Raw genomic sequence first — 17,393 nt, 5'->3', positions numbered from 1 at the left:
CCTGTCAACACTCCCATCATATGGGAAACGGATCGTCATCTCCCGGTTGACGCGGCGTCACCAGACGCGCCGCCCTTGGCGTGATCCACCTTTCGATGCTTTCGACGATCTCATAGATCACCGGCACGAAGATCAGCGACAACGCCGTTGAGGTGATGAGGCCGCCGATCACCGCCAGCGCCATCGGCTGACGAAATTCCGCGCCTTCGCCAATGCCCAACGCGGTCGGCAGCATGCCCGCCGCCATCGCCACCGTCGTCATGACGATCGGCCGCGCCCGTTCACGGCATGCGTTGCGCAGCGCCTCCGTCATCGGCGTGCCCGCCCGCTCCTCCTCGATCGCAAATTCCACCAGCAGGATCGAATTCTTCGCGCACAGGCCAAGCAGCATCAGCAGGCCGATCATCGCGGGCAAATCCAGCGTCTTGCCAAACAGCGTCAACGCGGCAAAGGCACCCAGCAGCGACAGCGGAAGCGCGGCCAGGATGACCACCGGTTTGAAGAAGCCCTTGAACAGCAGCACAAGCACCGAAAAGGTCAGCCCGATACCCCCCACGATCGCCAGCATGAAGCCGCCAAACAGCTCGGACATCGCTTCTGAATCGCCCGTCTTCGCTTCCTGGACCCCGTTGGGCAGGTTACGCATGACCGGCAATGCGTTCACTTCCTGCAAAGCCTGACCCAATGTCCGCCCGGCGATCAGATCCGCCTCCACCGACACGCGCCGCTCCCGGTCATAACGCACGATCTTGCCCGGTCCCGCCTTGAACCGAATATCCGCGACCGCCGACAAGGGCGTCGTCTGTCCATCGATGGTCGGAACGCGAAGGTTCGCGATCGTCTCCAGATCCTGACGCGATCCTTCGGGCAGGCGGACGCGGATCGGCACGCGCTCGTCGCCATCCGAATATTTCGCCACGCTGGCGTCGATGTCGCCGATAGTCGCGATACGCAGCACCTGGGCCAGCGTCCGGCTATCGACGTTGAGGCGCGACGCCTCCTCCGGCCGGGGCGTCACGATCAACTCCGGGCCTGCGGGCGGCGGCGCGGGTCGTGGGTCGGAAATCGACCGCACGTTGCGCATCTGCCGCAACAGTTCGATTTGCGTCCGTTCCAGCGCCTGCCCGTCCTCCCCGGCCAGCACGATGTTGACGCCAGCCGAACCGAACGTGCCCTGATTGGACAGGCGCACGTCAGGAATATCGCGCAATTTCGGCCTTATGATCTGGCGGAACTCATCCGTCGTGACGTCGCGATCATGTTTCAATACCACGGTCAGCGTGCCCGTGCGCATGTCGTCGCCCGCGCTGAAGCCGCCGGACGTCGATCCCACCTGGGCAAAGACCCGTTCCACTGCGGGCTCTGCCGAAAGCATGCGGGTGGCGTCGTTCACTGCCCGCGCCATGTCGTCACGCGTCGCGCCGGGCGGACCCTGCACCGCGATATAGAGATAGCCCGGATTGCCGACCGGCTGAAATCCCACCGGGGTAAGGCTCGCCAGCAGGAGCGACAGAAGGAAAATCCCGCCACCGATCGCCATCGTCATCCATCGGTGGGCCAAGGCCCAATCCAATATGCGGCCGTAAATCGGATTCACCGGCCGCTTTTCCCGATGCACCCGATCCTTGAGCGGCACGAGAAAATAGGCCGCCATCAGCGGCGTCAGCAAACGCGCCACGACCAGCGAGAAGAGCACGGCGACGGCCACGGTCAAACCGAACTCGCGGAAAAATTGTCCCGCCTGCCCTGGGATCAGTGACACGGGCGCGAACACGGCAATGATCGTCGCAGTCGTTGCGATCACGGCCAGACCGATGGCATCCGCGCCGATCAGCGCGGCGCGATACGGTGTTTCGCCGGTCTCGATACGCTTCTCGATATTCTCGACCTCCACGATCGCGTCATCGACCAGGATGCCGATCACCAATGTCAGCGCCAGCAGCGTGATGCTGTTGAGGCTGAACCCCATGGCTGACATCAGGACGAAAGTGGGGATCAGGGATAGCGGCATGGCCACCGCCGCGATGATCGTCGCACGCCAGTTGCGCAGGAACAGATAGACGACGATTACCGCCAGAAAGATGCCCTCGATCAACACATGCTGGGTCGATGCAAAGGTCCGCCGCGTCGAATCCACCGTGGACACCAGCTTGGTGAAGGTGACGCCCGGATGCTCGGCCTGAAGCTGGGCTATCGCCTTGACCGCCCGGTCCTCGACACTGATGTCGCTCGCTTCGCGCGTCTTGCTGATCTGGATCGCGGTCACGGGCCTGCCGTCCAACCGCGCAAAACCCCGCTGTTCGGCCGCGCCATCGCCAATCTCGGCAATGTCGCCCAAGCGGACATAACGCCCCTGAACCGGGATCGCCAGATCACGCAACCTGTCGATGGTGATGGATGACCCAAGGACACGGATCGTCTGTTCGACCGCGCCCACATCGGCACGGCCACCCGGATCGTCGCTATGAAACGCGGCGAGCGCGTTGTTCACCTGCGGCGCTGTCACGCCCAGTGCCGCCATGCGCTGCGCATCCAGCACGACGTTGATTTCCCGATCCGCACCGCCGATGCGGTGAACCTGCGCCACGCCTTGCTGGGCCTGCAATGCGCGCGTGACCACCTTGTCGACGAAGCGCGACAATTCCGTGTTGCCCATCGCGGGCGCGCTGACCGCGTAGGTCAGAATGGGTGCGGCATCGATGTCCAGACGCTGCACCAGCGGCGGGTCGATCCCCGGCGGCAAATCGATGCGCGCGCGCTCCACGGCGGTACGGACATCGTCCGTCGCCTTCTGCATGTCGCTGTGCAGTTCGAACTCGACCGTCGTCGTGGACGATCCCAGCACGGCCGTCGAACTGATATGCTTGACCCCGGCCACGCTGCTCAGCGCATTTTCGATCGGCCGCGTGATCTGGTTCTCGACTTCGCTGGGCGCCGCCCCATTTTGCGTCACCGTCACGCTGACGACAGGGAAATTGACGTTGGGGAACTGCTTTATGGGCAGGCCGATATACGCCACGATCCCCGCGATCGTCAGCAGGATGAACAGCGAAACGACCGGGATCGGATTGCGGATGGCCCAGGCGGAAATACGCATGGTTATTTGCCCCTGCCTGCGGCGATCCGCACCCGGTCACCCTCCAGCAGGAAAGCGCCGCCGCCCAGCACTGCTCGCACGCCGGGCTTCGCGCCGCTCAATATCTCGACCATGCCACCCGCGCGCCGCCCTGTCCGCACCGAAGCGCGATGAACCCGGTCGGACTTGTCGAGCAACAGCATATAGGCGCCGTCGGCATCATAATGCACTGCGGCTTCGGGCGCGGCCAACACGGTGCCGCTGGCTTTGACGAACTCCGCCTTAGCAAATCCGCCGGGCCGCAATTGCGGGTTTACCGGCAAGGCGATGCGGGCGCGTGAAAGCCCTGTCTGATTATCGACACGCGCGCCCAGCAGTCTGATCTTGCCCGACAGCCTGGTGCCCGACGCCAATGTCACCGTGGCGGGATCGCCGATGGACAGCGTTCCCATGGCTGCTTCCGCAACTTCGGCGTCCAATTCGACCAGATCGTCGCGCGCAATGGTGAACAGCACCGTGCCCGATGCGGACGGCTCGCCCGGCCGCGCGGATCGCTGGAGAACACGGCCCGCCACGGGCGATCGGATGATCAACCGGCTCTGGCGGGTCAACAGGTCGTCAAGCTGCGCCTTCGCCACGCCCACGGCGGCCTGCGCCGATCGTGCGGCGATGCGCCGCTGGTCGATCGCCTCCTGCGACAGCACGCCCTGATTGTCGAGCCCCGCCACCCGGCCCGCGTCCATGCGAGCCCGCTCATAGGCGACCTGTTGCTGGCTCAACTGCGCGCGCGCCTGATCGATCTGCGAACGCAGCAGCGTATCGTCCAGCACCGCCAATACCTGTCCCGCGCCTACCCTGGCGTCTTCTTCCACCAGCACGCGCGCGATGCGATAGCCCGAAAGCTCCGGCGCGACCGCAACTTCCTCGCGCGGGATCAGTCGGCCCGAGGCGCTAAGGCCTCCTGCCAGCGCCCGATGATCGACCATGGCCACCGTCACGGTCGGAGGCGGTGGCTCCTTCGCCGCTTCCTTGCCCCCACCGCAGGCAGCAAGCAGCAGGACGAGGGGAAGCGCCATGGCAAAGGGATGCGGCTTGAAGGTCACGGCATTTCCTTGGATTGAATAGGCAGGGCGACCGGCGGCTGTTCAGGCGCCGTCGCGGGATCGTCCGGGCTCCATCCGCCGCCTAAAGCACGGAAGGCGCCGACGGCATTGCCCAGCGCCTGTGTCCGCGTATTGGTAAGGGCACGGCGCGCGGCGCGCCATGTCTGTTCCGACTGAATCAGCGTGGTAAGGTCGATCAGCCCCGCGCCATAGCCCTTGCGCCCCGCGTCAAACGCAAAGCGTGCCCGTTCCTCGGCAAGACTAAGGTCGGCGAGCCGCACCCGATCGGCAGCGACCAGTGCCAGAGCGATGTCCGCATCTCGGAAGGCTGCCTGCACTGCTGCCTCATAGCTCACCACGGCGCGTTCGCCCTGCGCCTCCGTCGCGCGCAGCTGCGCCATCAGTCGGGTGCGGTCCAGGACCGGCAGGCTCAATCCGGCAGCGATGGACCAGAGGCTGGAAACGCCGCCCGCCACCCCGGACGTGCGGTTGATGCTGCCATTGCCTTGAAGCGTGAAACGAGGGAACAGCGCCAGCCTGTCGACCTTGACGGCGCTCGTCGCTGCCGCGACCCGCGCCTCGGCAGCCAATATATCCGGCCGCCGCGTCAGCAGCGACGCGGGCAGCAGCGGCGGCACCGGCGGCGCCGTGTCGAGCCGTGCCTCTATCGGCAGGCTATCGGTCGGGGCGTCCGGCGTTCCGATCAGGACCAGCAAGGACCGCTTGGCGTTTCGCAGCGCCGTCTCGATCCGCGTCAGCTCTGCCTGCGCTGTCGCCGCATCACCTTCCAGTCGAGCCGTTTCCGAAGCCGCTACCAGCCCGCGATCGCGGCCGAGCTGCGAGGCTCGCTCCAATTCTCTCGCAATGCGCAGCCCCTCCTGCGCGTCGTCGCGTTGCACTGCCAATCCTCGCGCCTCGAACAGCGCGCTCGCAACATCGGCGGCTAGGCTCAACCGGGCAGCATGATAATCATAGGCAGCCGCCACATAGGTCGCCCGCGCCCCTTGTCCGATCGCGCCCAGCCTGCCGAACAGGTCCAGTTCCCAGCTGGGGCTGAAGGCCAGCGACTGGCTGTCACTGCGCGCGGTGGACCCGAACAGATCGGTTCCCGACAGCTGGCGGCCATCCTGTATCTTGGCCGATCCGCTGATGGCGCCCGTCGGCATGCGCTGGGACAGCGACTGGTCACGAATCGCGCGAGCCTCGCGCAGCCGGAAATAGGCTGAACGAGCGTCGGTGTTCTGCGCGAGCGCCTGTTCCACAAATGCGGAAAGTTGCGGATCGTTGAAGCGGCTCCACCACCGGTCCAGCCTTTCCTCGGCCGCCGGGGCGGGTGCCGCTTCAAACCGCTCGGGCAACGCGATCCTGGGGCGCGCGAGTTCGATCGACGGTGCGCAACCACACAGCAGCGCACAGAACAGAAGTGATGAACGGCGCGGGCCAGAAAGCGGCAAGCGGAATGACTCCAACCTTGATCGACAGCGACACGGATAGCGCCGCGACAAAAAGAAACAAGATTGTTTATTTTCAACCGAAGCTTTTTTTGCCAATGCTTTCCTTCATGACTTCCACTCCCCCCATCCGCCGCCCCGGCCGCCCCCGCCGCGAAGAAAGCGGCGACGTCGAGCAGCGCCTGGTCGACACCGCGATGCAGCTGCTCGTCGAACATGGGCCGAACCTCACGATGAACTCGATCATCGCCGCATCAGGTCTCTCGCGGAAAACCGTCTACGCCCATTATCCCAACAAATCCGCGCTGTTCGCCGCAGTAGTGCGACAAATGCTGAATTATGGCCTCGAACCGATGACCGTCCCTCCCCGCCCCGACTGGCGCGAAAGCCTGCTCGCGTTCGTTGAGGCCTGTCTTGTCGAGGTGTGCGAACCCTATGCCACCGGCATGCGCCGCCTGTTGATGTTGAACCCCTCCTTCATGGAAGAAGCCCGCCCTCATATCGAACAGGTCGTCGTGCGCCGTTATCTCGATCCCATGATCGCATTTCTACAATCGCAGATCGACCAGGGCACCATCCCCGATCAGGATGTGGCTTTCGCGGCTGAGTCTCTCACCAGCCTCATCCTCTCTGAATCCCATCGCCGCTTTTTTCAGGGCGAGGCCGAAAACCGCATCGACCCGGCCCATCTCAATGCTCATGCACGCCGTTTGACCGGCTTGTTTTGCGGCGGCATCTTGGCGCCAACGCAAAGCTGCTGAAAGAAGGTTTAGCATCACCCTTCCCGCTCGGCTCAACCAACCGACCAAGCAATTTTGCTCATCCGGTTCATTTCGCACGTCGCCGTTCAGAAAAGCGTTGCCAGCGTTGTCCACTCGAATATAGTGCACGAAACGGCCCAAACTAACGAGAGCCGTTTAACAGCAACACCCTCAGGGGAGGATTATCGATGCGAATTAAGCGTGTCTCACGCGTAGCGCTTCTGTGCGCTGGCGTTTCTGCTTTTGCTGTACCCGCGCTGGCTTATGCACAGGCCGGAGCTGAAAATAGCTCAAGCGACATCATCGTAACCGCCACGCGCCGGGCGGAAAAGCTGCAGGACGTTTCGATGTCCGTAAACGTGGCCACTGGCGAACAGCTCGAAAAATTCAAGATCTTCGACATCAAGGACGTCTCGCAACTCGCACCGGGCCTTGAGTTGAGCAACTCGACCGGGCGGAATAATACGACCACGCTGCGCGGCATCACCTTCGATCCGGATCAGGGTACCGCTCCAGCGGTCCAAGTCTATCTTAACGAAATTCCGGCCGATGCGCAGACCGTTTACACCGCCATGTACGACATCGGGCAAATCGAAGTGCTGCGCGGCCCGCAAGGTCTGCTGCGGGGCCTCTCTGCACCTGCGGGTTCCATCACGATCACGACACGGCGTCCGAACTTTGACGCGCCAGAAGGTTATGCCCAGGCAACTGCGACCGACCGCGCTGGCTATAACGTGCAGTTTGGCGCTTCTCTGCCTTTCAACGACAAGCTGGCTATTCGCCTCGCCGGCGTGGTGGACGGCAATCGCCTCAATCACGTGCGCAACGTCAATCGGAATGGCGAACGGTCAAGGAGCCGCACCGAGAGCGTGCGTGGCACCCTGGGATGGAAACCGACCGAGGATTTCACCGCCTATCTGACCTATCAATATCTGTACGCCGACAACCGGCAGTTCCAGCAGGTCATAGGCAGTGGCAACACACCCTTCTATCTTGATGGCTTCGATTTTGCGCAGCCTTCCTATGGTTTCGGCTTCATTGTGGCTCCAGACCCCTCGGTTTCGTCTGGGCCGCCGTTGAGCACTTCCGACTACAAGGCGGTGCAAGAAGGGGTGTTCCGTAACCGCAACGAAACTCATATCGTCAATCTGGTGACCGATTGGGATTTGGGTCCGGCTACGCTTTCCGTCGTGGCCGCTCACCAGTTCACCAAATTGAACATCAGCCGCGACCTCGACACGGGTAATGCCGTCCCCGGTTACGCGCCGGCTTCGACTGTGGTCACGCCATATAAGGTGGATACGGCCGAAATACGGTTGTCGTCGAACAACGACGAAGGGTTTGGCTGGGGCGTTGGCGCTTTTTATCAGAAGCAGACCGGCACCACCGTTGTGAACCAGGCGCAGGATACAATCATCGCCCCAACGTTGCCGCTTACCCTCTCCCCTCTGGATTTGAGGATCGTGGTCCCGGTCGATTCATCGACTTGGTCGTTCAACGGCAATCTGCGTTACAAAACGGGTCCGCTGACGGTCACCGGTGGCCTACGCTACTCCATCATGAAAAATACGCAGGTCACCAGCATCTTTTTCGATCCGTTGCCCGCGTCGATCCCGTCAAATCCCATTGTGGACGGACCATTCCGTGGCAACGAAAAGCCGATCACTGGTGGCGCGACCGTCAACTACGCTTTCTCACCCGCTCTGAATGCCTATTTCTCCTATGGCCATTCTTTCCGTGCGGGCAGCCATGCGGTCGCAGCGCCCACCTTCATTTCCAACGATCTGGTTCAGACCTCACCTGAAAAGACCGATTCCTTTGAAATCGGCCTCAAAGGTTCCGCCCTCGATCGCAAGATCGATTTCACGGTCGCAGCCTTCTATCAGAAGCTCGACAATTTCTTGAATCGTTTTACTGGCATTCATTATAATGTGGTGCGCTTCGGGGGAGCCTATCAGGCTACTGGCAGCTTCGACTTCAACTACAACACTAAAGCCACAGTCAAAGGCGTGGAGGCCGAGATTAATGCTCGTCCGACTCCGGATTGGGATCTGAATATCAGCGGATCATATGCCAAGGCCCGTTTCGACAATGCCACTGTTCCATGCAACACATTCGACGCGAACGGCAACCCAACCGTCGTCGGCACGGGAGACGTGAGCTATTGCACGACCAGCGGACGCATGGCGGAAGTTCCGGATTTTACTCTGAGGGCCAACACGGAAATCCGTTTCCCCATGGGATCGGTTACACCCTATATCCGTGCCCTGCTGGATTATCGCCCCGGCTTCCATTCAGAACGCGTGAACTATAATTACCGGGATCGCGAATTGCTCAATCTGTTCTTGGGCGTGCGCTCGGATGATGCGGGCTGGGGCGTTGAACTGTTCGCACGCAATGTGCTTAATCAGAAACGTATCACGAACATCTCAGCGGGCAACAGCACCATGTCGACCTACTGTGCGCCCGGATATTATCTAAATCCGGCACTGTGCAACGGTAGTGGGTTAACACTCAATTCGGGCTATCGTGGGGTGAACGTGATGAACCCGCGCGAGCTCGGCGCAACGCTCAGCTTCAAGTGGTAATAACCTCTGTGGCCTCCCTCTCCTTTCGGGGGTAAGGGGGCGCAGACCTGTCCAATGTCTGAACCCTGTTCCTGCATTGCGGGGGCAGGGTTCTCTTTTGGCGAACAGCGGCCCTGCTGAAGAAGCGGTCGCAGAGATCAACAGATTTCTCCGCTATCGTTGATGCTTCCCCTGAACGTTCGGGAACCGCGAGCGTCGGTCATGGCAGCCCACTTCAGCAACCGAGTGGTTTTAACCCATTTGGTTCTCCATATATCGGTCAGGGAGTTCTCTATGGCTCGCGCTTGCGCGTCTTTCCTGACGATAGGATGTCGGAGAATGGCCGGTCCATGTGCGAAAGGCTTGGCGGAAGGCGTCTGAATCACAATAATCCAGTCGCCCAGCGATTTCCTCGATGGACAAACCAGTCCTTCGTAACAAATGAAGTGCCAGCTCGCGGCGGCAGCTTTCGCGTACCTGACGGTAGCTTGTGCCCTCCCGCGCCAATTGACGGCGCAGCGTTGCCTCGCTTCCCCCAAGAGTAATCACTATCTCCCCAAAGGCAGGCAAGCGCCGGTCGCTCTTCAGGGCCGCCATAACAATGCCGCGAACGCGTATCTCGGTTGGCATGCGCTCGGTGTCCCGCGCACTCGAAACGAACAGGAGATTGCTGAGCGGCCGACGATGATGATCTTCCCAGCTGCGCATTACGGGATAATCCAGCAGAGACGCACTAAAATCAAAGCCGCTCCAGCCTTCGTTCAGGCGCACCGGAAAAGGCAAGGCTGGCAGGCTCAGCACCTCGAATATTTCCGGAGCATGGTTCAACCAGGCATTGCGTGCTGGGATCGCATGATCGATCAGCCAACCGAACAGGCCATGTATTTCCATCACGCCGAAAAGGTCGATCAAGCAGCCCGCTGACGTCGATCCGCCGGTTCGCATCGCTTCCAATTGAAGTTCAGCCCTGTCCCCATAGGTCCGCAGCGCCATCTTGCCACATCGCCAGTCGATGGCTTCAAAACAGTCGCAGCAGCGCATTATCGCTTCACGCAAGGTTCGTGCGCTCGTCAGGCTGTACATTATGACGCGCCAATCACGTGGGCCTAGCCCCCGGCGTCCTATCATCACCGCGTCCCGGCGCGCCAGTTCGTTAATCGCCTGGCTGGTCATCCGCGCAAGATCGGAAACTGGCAAGCTTCTCAATGAACTTCCGCCATCGATCGACCGGCCTACATGGGCAAAAAGTGGTTCAGTGGACCCGAACGCTTCGGCATAAATGGCGAGCACGCGCTCAGCCACGCTCTCGGCAAGATGCCATTCGCCGGATTCCGTCTGTAATGGCCGCATTGATACTTCCCTTGATTTTCGATCAACCTAGTCGATCCGGCACCCAGGATAAATCTTTCTGTTTCCGGTGTTGGCGCAGAATGGATGCGCGAAATTGCCGCGCCACATGATCGATTTTGGGGTGGTGGCAAAACGCAGGAAGAGTCATGAAATCTGAAGCACCCGCCTAAAGCGGCATCAGAGAGGAATATATGAAGGGCAGATTGGGATCGACCGGCGGTCGACCGACCAGAACATATGTGGCCCTGCCCCTGATCGCGGCGTCCCTCATCGGCGCCGACGCGCCCACCGGCGGTGAAACCGGCGTCCACGCCTTCCTACTCAGCAATGTCTATCTTGCCCAGGGTGGAGAGAAAGACAGCTGTCCCGTGCCCGATAGCGGGGACCTCGATCGATTCTATGCCATGCTGCCGCCTGTCGAACAGGCCAAATATGCCGGTAAGGAGAAACGGCAGGAACTTGAGCAGCGGATGAACGAATATTTCAAATTCCGCAGAATATTTCTGCGCGGCGACCGCTCATCTTCCGTGACCTTCCCGCCGGGTTATGATCCAAAGGCAGAGCCGACGCAGGAGCTGGCGGCGGCGATCGGCGCTCTGAACGGTTTACCCAAAGGCGCCGGGCGGCTCGCCTTCCAGAAGCGCGAAGTGGTTTACAGCGCCTGCTCCAACCCCGCCGATTTCCCGGCTTTGGCGAAGAACTTCAAAACCTATGAGGGCAAGGTTGCCGCCGGTATCAACCTGGACGGTAAAAAAGGAAAATTGGATTTCGAAGGGCCAGATGGCACGAACGGCGTCGATAACCGGCTTTGGCGCGCCGTCGGCTGCGTTTCCACCTTCCGCGAAAACGGCAAGGAAGTAGTCGCGGGTAAGACCATGATCTCGGCCCGCGCGCCCACTGTAATCGAGCTTCGCGGCGTCGACAGCCTTCAGGATGACCCTGAAGTGAGCGTCACCATTCTTGCTGTCAGGGAACCGCTGACCCGCGACGGCCGTGGCGGCCCGCTGGCGCGCGCCACCTTTACGCCCGATCCCGATCCCCGGCTTCGTGCCACAGTATCAGGCCGCATTACCGGAGGCGTCCTGACGACGGACCCGGTCGATCTGACCATGAACTACAAGGAACAGATAGTGGATGCGCCCCGCCACATCCGGGGCGCCCGGTTGCGTGCCAAGTTCAGCCCTGATGGCTCGATAGAAGGTAGCATCTTTGGCTATTACACATTGGACAGCTTCTATGACTCGATCGAACAGATGACCCAGAATGGTGCCAATCTGACGCGAGTATCCTGCCCCGGTGTTCGCAAGGCGATCGATCGCCTGGCCGACGGCTATCGTGATCCGCGCACGGGTCGCTTCACTGCCATATCGTCGGCTTATGATTTCGTCGGCGTCAAAGCCTTCGTTGCTGCGCCCAGCCAAGTCGCACAAAGCGAGGTGCGTCCATGAAGGTCCGCGCCCTTCCCTCGCTTGCCCTGGCTGGCGCCTGCCTCACCCTTGGGCTCAGCATCGCCCTCAATGGAGCGCGCGCCGATGAAACGCACGCGGACACACCTCCCAGCCAGATCCGGCGCTTGACGGAAAGCCAGTATCGCAGCGTCATCGCCGATATTTTTGGCCCCGACATCAAGATTGTCGGCCGGTTTGAGCCAGACCTGCGCATTGACGGACTTCAGGCGGTTGGCACCAGTGCCGTCTCCGTCACGGCAGCAGGCCTTGAACGATATGAGACGTTAGCCCGCAGCATCGCGACGCAGGTGACGGACGAGCAGCACCGCGCCAAACTGATCGGTTGCGCGCCTGCTCCGGCGGACAAGGACGGTTCAGCGTGTGCCCGCCAGTTTATTCAACGTGTCGGCTCGCAGCTGTATCGACGCCCCTTGAGCGAGGGCGAAGTCGCGGCTCTGACAAGGTCAGCGACAGAGGCGGCCGCTACGCTCGGGAATTTTCACGCAGGTCTGGCGGCAACGCTCGGCGGAATGCTGACCAGCCCCGAATTTCTGTTCCGCATAGATCGCCCCGGCCCCTCGCGCCGGAGCGTCGATGCATGGTCGAAGGCAAGCCGCCTGTCCTTCTTGTTATGGAACAGTTCACCAGACCAGACATTGCTCGACGAAGCACGCAGCGGCGCGCTCGACACCCAGGCAGGACTTGCCAAAGCCGTCGATCGCCTGATCGCCTCGCCACGGTTCCATGAGGGTGTTCGCGCCTTCTTCACCGACTATCTTCGCTTGGACGGAATGGACGATCTGGCGAAGGACACCCTTATCTATCCCGCCTATTCGCAGGCCGTCGGCGCTTCGCTGCGAGACCAGACGCTGCGCACCATCAACTGGTTGCTGGTGGATCGGAAGGGCGACTATCGCGACCTTTTCACGACGCGGTCCATCGCGATGAACCGCACGCTCGGCCCGATTTACGACATACCGGTGACCAAGCCCGACTGGTACATTTATGAATTTCCGCAAGGTGATCCGCGAACCGGATTGCTCACGCATGCCAGCCTACTGTCACAGCATTCGCATCCGGGCCGCACCTCACCGACACTTCGCGGGGTAGCGCTCCGCGAGATATTCCTTTGCGAGAAAATCCCCGCCCCGCCGGCCAACGTGAATTTCGCGGTGGTGCAGAATGTCGATAACCCGACGCTCAAGACGACCCGCGCCCGGCTACAGGCGCACCTTGATGACGAGGAATGCGCCAGCTGCCACCGCCGCACCGATCCTATAGGCTTGGGGCTGGAACAGTTCGACGGCGTCGGCCAATTCCGAAAGGTCGAACATGACGAGGTGATCGACGTCACCGGCGATTTCGAAAAGCAGGCCTACAATGGTGCCGCTGCTCTTGGGCAATTGTTCCACGACAGCCCGCGCGTCAGCAGTTGCCTAGTCCAGTCGGCATGGCGCTACGCCAATGGACGCAATCCGGTGGAAGCAGACGGAGCCGGGATAGCGCAACTGAGCCAGGGCTTTTCGGCGGGCGGCTATCGCTTCCCATCCCTGATGCGCGCGATTGCGCTGGACCCCGCATTTTACGCCATGCCGCGCCTTGCTCCTGAAAGCCGCGTGGCAACTGTTCGCAGATCGAAGGAGACTGGCTGATGTTGATGAATGGAACGACACGGCGCGGTTTCCTGCTGCGCGGGATATTGGGCGGCGGTGCAGTTACGTTGGGGCTGCCCCTGCTGGACGCGTTTCTGGACAATAGCGGCACCGCCTTTGCCGCGACGCTGGGGGGCGGGCGCCTGCCTGTGCGCTTCGGCACATGGTTCTGGGGATGCGGGATGATCCCCGATCGCTGGCAGCCAAAGTCCATGGGGGCCGATTATGACCTGCCGCCACAACTTGCACCCATTGCCGCCGTGAAGCAGCATGTAAGCGTCCTGACCGGCTTCGACGTGATGCTGGATGGCAAGGGCAATCTGCCTCATCTGTCTGGCAACACCGCCGTGCGCACGGGCGCGCCCGCAGACGACTGGCTCGCCATTCGGGCACCTACGCTAGACGTCCTTATCGGCGATGCGATCGGCGGCGGCTCCTTCTTCCGTTCGCTTGATCTTTCAGCGGACGGCAATGCGCGCACCAGCTATTCATTCCGCGACGGACGCAGCATGAATGCCGCCACGCCAAGCCCGGTTGAATTTTACCGCAAGATTTTCGGCCCGGACTTCAATGATCCCAACAAGGCCGATTTCAAGCCCGATCCGCGCATCATGGTGCGCCGGAGCGTATTGTCCGGGGTTACCGAACAACGCCGCGCACTGGAAGCCAATCTGGGCGCGACCGACAAGGCCCGCCTGGACCAATATTTCACCTCCGTCCGAGAGATGGAAGGAAAGCTCGCGCTACAGTTGCAGAAGCCCCCCCCGGCCGAAGCCTGCGTCGTGCCCGCCGAAGCACCGGCCATGTCAGGCGACATCACGGATGTCCAGCAGCGGAAGATCAATCACAAGCTGATGGCGCAGATGCTGGCAATGGCGTTGGCCTGCAACCAGACCCGCGTGTTCAACATGAATTTCTCGACAGCGGCGTCCGATCTGCGTCAGGCGGGTCAGACGACGGGGTATCACCAGAACACGCATGAGGAAATGATCGACCGCGCCATCGGGTATCAGCCGACCGTGGATTTCTTCGCCACCCGCAGTATGGAAGCCTGGGCGGATTTCGTATCAGCCCTCGCCGCGATCAAGGAAGGCGACGGCACCCTGCTCGACAACACGCTGGTATTTGCGCATTCGGACGTGTCTTATGCCAAGAACCATGATGTTCTGGGCATTCCGGTGATGCTGGCCGGGCGCGCAGGCGGAAAGGTCAAATCCGGCATCCACGTCCATGGCAATGGAGAGTCGATCAGCCGTGTCGGCTTGACACTCCAACAGGTTATGGGAATTTCGGTCGACTCATGGGGCATGGATGCCATGAATACCAAGCGACCCATCGGCGAAATATTGGCGTGACGATCACAGAAAGAATGAGGCAGAAGATGAAGCTTCCCTACTCCCTGGCTTTGGCAACCCTCGGCTTGGCCGCAAGCTATGCGGCCTATGCCGCCACACCTGCGGTGACCAACGCGATCAAGGCGCGCCAAGCCAGCTACAAGGAGATTGGCGGAGCTTTCAAAAGCATCAATGATGAGCTGAAGTCCGGATCACCCGACATGAACAGCGTCCGCCCGCTGGCGCGTGATATTGCCACTCGCGCCGCTTTGCTGCCGAAATATTTCCCGAAGGGCAGCGGTCCGGAATCGGGCATAAAGACGCGCGCCAAGGCCGAAATCTGGAAGGATAACGCCGCCTTCGTGAAGCTTCAGGGCGACATGATCACGGCTGCGAAGGCCCTGGATGCCGCCGCCGCCAGCGGCAATGTCGCTGGCCTTGGCACGGCGCGCAGCAGCCTGGGCGGCACCTGCAAAAGCTGCCACGACCGTTTCCGCGCGGAGCTTTGATGGTGGATGCGGAAATGAGCGGTGCGCCGATGCGCGTGCGTATCTGGGATCTGCCGATCCGCCTGTTTCACTGGACACTGGTGCCATTGCTGGGTTTCGCCTGGTGGACGGCTGAAGAGCGGATGCTGGATTGGCATCGGCTCGCCGGTTACAGCATTTTCGCGCTGCTGCTCTTTCGTCTGATCTGGGGTTTTGCGGGCAGCAGCACGGCCCGTTTCTCCAACTTCGTTGGCGGCCCATCGACCCTGCTTCGCTATGTCCGCGGCCACATGTTCAACCGGGCCGCCACACCAGCCGTTGGCCATAATCCCGTTGGCGGCTGGAGTGTGATCGCGATGATCACCATTCTCGCGGTGCAGGTGGGGCTCGGCTTCTTTTCCGTGGATATCGACGGTATGGAGTCCGGTCCCTTTTCCTATCTAGTCGATTTCGAAACCGGCCGGATCGCTGCGGAATGGCACGCCTTCATCTTCAACGTCATTCTTGCCCTCACGGCTCTTCATGTCGTCGCCGTTCTTTTCTACCTTCTCCACCGGCGCGACAATCTTGTCGGACCAATGATCAGCGGAACGCGGAAATGGTCAGGAGATCGGCCAACGCTGCGGTTCGCATCGGCCTGGAGCGCGCTTATTCTCTTCCTGCTGATTGCGGGCGGAACATGGTTGTTGATCGCCCAGTTCGGCCGGGCTTGACACGCGACCTGCGCTAATGCGCTATAAGGAAGGCCCTCTTCGCATTCAGCGCAGAGGGCCTTCCTCTCATTTCAGGTAGTCACCTGAAAATCCATCTCAAGCCTTGAGATGCTTCGCCAAATGCTTGTTCATTTCGAACATGCTGGCCTTCTTGCTTCCAAATATCTTTTCCAGCTTGTCATCGGCCAATATCTCCCGCCTGTCCTTCGGATTTTGAAGGTCATTGGCCTTTATGTAGGCCCAAATCTTCTTGACCACTTCGCTTCGCGGAATCTTGCTATCGCCAATAATGTCGGCCAGCTCAGGAGAGGGCGTAACCGGCGCGGTGATCCCTCCGCGCGCGCCACCGGTGGCCTTGCCTGTACTCTTCACCTTGGCGACAGCCGCGTTGGTTTCCTTTTCGCCACGCTGCTCACGAGTCTGCGCCATGAACTTCTCCCTTGCTGGTCGCTAACGGGTTGATGTTCATGCCAAGTCATGAGGCACGAAAAAGTTGCCTCTCATGTGACATTCGGGTGACCGGGGCACCTCTTCGGCTGTATGGGCCAAGCTGTCCCGCGCAGTCTGATGCACAATTTCACCGTTCAGTGCGGCACCCACGATGACGATAGGGGTCAAGCCGTGCCATCTAACCCGCGCACCGGAACATTGAGACGTTTGAGCAGGTGAAGGCTGCGGACGATATTGCCGCTAAGTTCACTCGCGGGGCGGTGGCAAAGTTGAAGTGCCGCTTCCGCCATGGCCTCTACAGGCTCCAGATGGTCTCGCTCATCCCATCCACCAACCGACAACGCACCTTCGCTCGCCACAGCTCCGACCGGCGCCAGCGCATTGACCGCGATCTTCTCGCGCGACAACTCCACCGCCCATCCGGCCGTCAGTCGATCGAGCGCCGCCTTGGTCGTGCCGTAAAGCGTTGCATGGCCATCGCGATTGAAGCGGACGTAGCGATCATCCGTGTCATAGGGCGCGGGCGGCGGCATGTCCGCCGTGGCGCTGGATATATTCAGGATCCATCCTTCACCATGATCGCGGAAATGGGGCAGTGCCTGTTGCGACAATTCTTGCGGCGCGTGGACATTCATCTGGAAGGCCAGGTGAAAATGTTTAGGCTGCGCTTCCCAGATAGGCACAAAGCGCGACCAGGCGGCATTGTTCACCAGAATGTCCAGCCTGCCGAAATGGGCGACGGCTTCAGCGACGATACGGGGCCGATCCTGTGCGTCGGCAAGATTGGCCTTGATGGAGAAACACTCCCCTCCTCCCGCGCGGATCGCCGCCGCTGTTCCGGCAAGTGACCCAGCAAGGCTGCTATCCCCCGCATCCAATGTCCGCGCAACGATCGCGACCCTCGCTCCCTCGGCGGCAAAGCGGCGCGCAATGGCAGCGCCAATGCCCCGGCTGGCACCGGTGATGATCGCGACCCGCCCGCTCAACAGCGCCATGATCT

13 protein-coding genes are annotated in these 17,393 nt (G+C 61.1%); 7 read left to right on the top strand and 6 right to left on the bottom strand.

Going from position 1 to position 17,393, the window contains the following annotated elements; all coding sequences use genetic code 11:
* Positions 1-16 precede the first annotated feature (16 nt).
* The 3 genes from ACZ5TB_RS14800 to ACZ5TB_RS14790 are packed head-to-tail and all read right to left on the bottom strand — an operon-like array spanning position 17 to position 5,633.
* Complete coding sequence (locus ACZ5TB_RS14800; protein WP_464780331.1) at positions 17-3,097, bottom strand: efflux RND transporter permease subunit; 3,081 nt, start codon at positions 3,095-3,097, stop codon at positions 17-19.
* Between the two features lie 2 nt (positions 3,098-3,099).
* Complete coding sequence (locus tag ACZ5TB_RS14795) at positions 3,100-4,179, bottom strand: efflux RND transporter periplasmic adaptor subunit (RefSeq protein ID WP_464793172.1); 1,080 nt, start codon at positions 4,177-4,179, stop codon at positions 3,100-3,102.
* Complete coding sequence (locus tag ACZ5TB_RS14790; RefSeq protein WP_464793171.1) at positions 4,176-5,633, bottom strand: efflux transporter outer membrane subunit; 1,458 nt, start codon at positions 5,631-5,633, stop codon at positions 4,176-4,178. The genes ACZ5TB_RS14795 and ACZ5TB_RS14790 overlap by 4 nt, the downstream gene beginning before the upstream one ends.
* On the opposite strand from ACZ5TB_RS14790, the gene ACZ5TB_RS14785 reads away from it, so the two are divergent.
* On the top strand, positions 5,606-6,391 hold the full coding sequence (locus ACZ5TB_RS14785; RefSeq protein WP_464793170.1) for a TetR/AcrR family transcriptional regulator: 786 nt from the start codon (positions 5,606-5,608) through the stop codon (positions 6,389-6,391). The genes ACZ5TB_RS14790 and ACZ5TB_RS14785 overlap by 28 nt on opposite strands.
* 188 nt (positions 6,392-6,579) lie before the next feature.
* On the top strand, positions 6,580-8,979 hold the full coding sequence (locus tag ACZ5TB_RS14780; protein ID WP_464793169.1) for a TonB-dependent receptor: 2,400 nt from the start codon (positions 6,580-6,582) through the stop codon (positions 8,977-8,979).
* 231 nt (positions 8,980-9,210) lie between these two features.
* Here the strand turns inward: ACZ5TB_RS14780 and ACZ5TB_RS14775 are convergent, their stop codons facing one another.
* Complete coding sequence (locus tag ACZ5TB_RS14775) at positions 9,211-10,308, bottom strand: AraC family transcriptional regulator (RefSeq protein WP_464793168.1); 1,098 nt, start codon at positions 10,306-10,308, stop codon at positions 9,211-9,213.
* A 191-nt stretch (positions 10,309-10,499) separates the two neighbouring features.
* On the opposite strand from ACZ5TB_RS14775, the gene ACZ5TB_RS14770 reads away from it, so the two are divergent.
* Genes ACZ5TB_RS14770 through ACZ5TB_RS14750 form a run of 5 tightly spaced genes read left to right on the top strand, consistent with a single transcriptional unit; the run spans position 10,500 to position 15,943 of the window.
* Positions 10,500-11,756: a hypothetical protein gene (locus ACZ5TB_RS14770; protein WP_464793167.1), complete on the top strand. Its 1,257-nt coding sequence runs from the start codon at positions 10,500-10,502 to the stop codon at positions 11,754-11,756.
* Entirely contained in the window at positions 11,753-13,408 is a 1,656-nt protein-coding gene (locus ACZ5TB_RS14765; RefSeq protein ID WP_464793166.1) for a DUF1592 domain-containing protein, read from the top strand. Before ACZ5TB_RS14770 ends, ACZ5TB_RS14765 begins: the two co-directional genes overlap by 4 nt.
* Positions 13,408-14,763, top strand: coding sequence for a DUF1552 domain-containing protein (locus ACZ5TB_RS14760; RefSeq protein ID WP_464793165.1), 1,356 nt, complete (start codon positions 13,408-13,410; stop codon positions 14,761-14,763). The genes ACZ5TB_RS14765 and ACZ5TB_RS14760 overlap by 1 nt, the downstream gene beginning before the upstream one ends.
* 26 nt (positions 14,764-14,789) lie before the next feature.
* On the top strand, positions 14,790-15,251 hold the full coding sequence (locus tag ACZ5TB_RS14755; RefSeq protein WP_464780340.1) for a c-type cytochrome: 462 nt from the start codon (positions 14,790-14,792) through the stop codon (positions 15,249-15,251).
* Positions 15,251-15,943, top strand: coding sequence for a cytochrome b/b6 domain-containing protein (locus ACZ5TB_RS14750; protein WP_464793164.1), 693 nt, complete (start codon positions 15,251-15,253; stop codon positions 15,941-15,943). The genes ACZ5TB_RS14755 and ACZ5TB_RS14750 overlap by 1 nt, the downstream gene beginning before the upstream one ends.
* A gap of 96 nt (positions 15,944-16,039) precedes the next feature.
* Here ACZ5TB_RS14750 and ACZ5TB_RS14745 read toward each other — a convergent pair whose 3' ends face one another.
* Together ACZ5TB_RS14745 and ACZ5TB_RS14740 are read right to left on the bottom strand one after the other, a co-directional pair.
* Positions 16,040-16,372 carry an SWIB/MDM2 domain-containing protein gene (locus tag ACZ5TB_RS14745; protein ID WP_464793163.1) on the bottom strand — a complete coding sequence of 111 codons (333 nt, stop codon included), beginning with the start codon at positions 16,370-16,372 and terminating at the stop codon, positions 16,040-16,042.
* 185 nt (positions 16,373-16,557) lie between these two features.
* Entirely contained in the window at positions 16,558-17,388 is an 831-nt protein-coding gene (locus tag ACZ5TB_RS14740; RefSeq protein ID WP_464793162.1) for an SDR family NAD(P)-dependent oxidoreductase, read from the bottom strand.
* Positions 17,389-17,393: the final 5 nt, after the last annotated feature.

The sequence above is a fragment of the Sphingobium sp. TomTYG74 genome (genome assembly GCF_055393875.1).
Note: the sequence above shows the minus strand (reverse complement) of the source record. Positions and strands in the feature narration are given on the sequence as shown.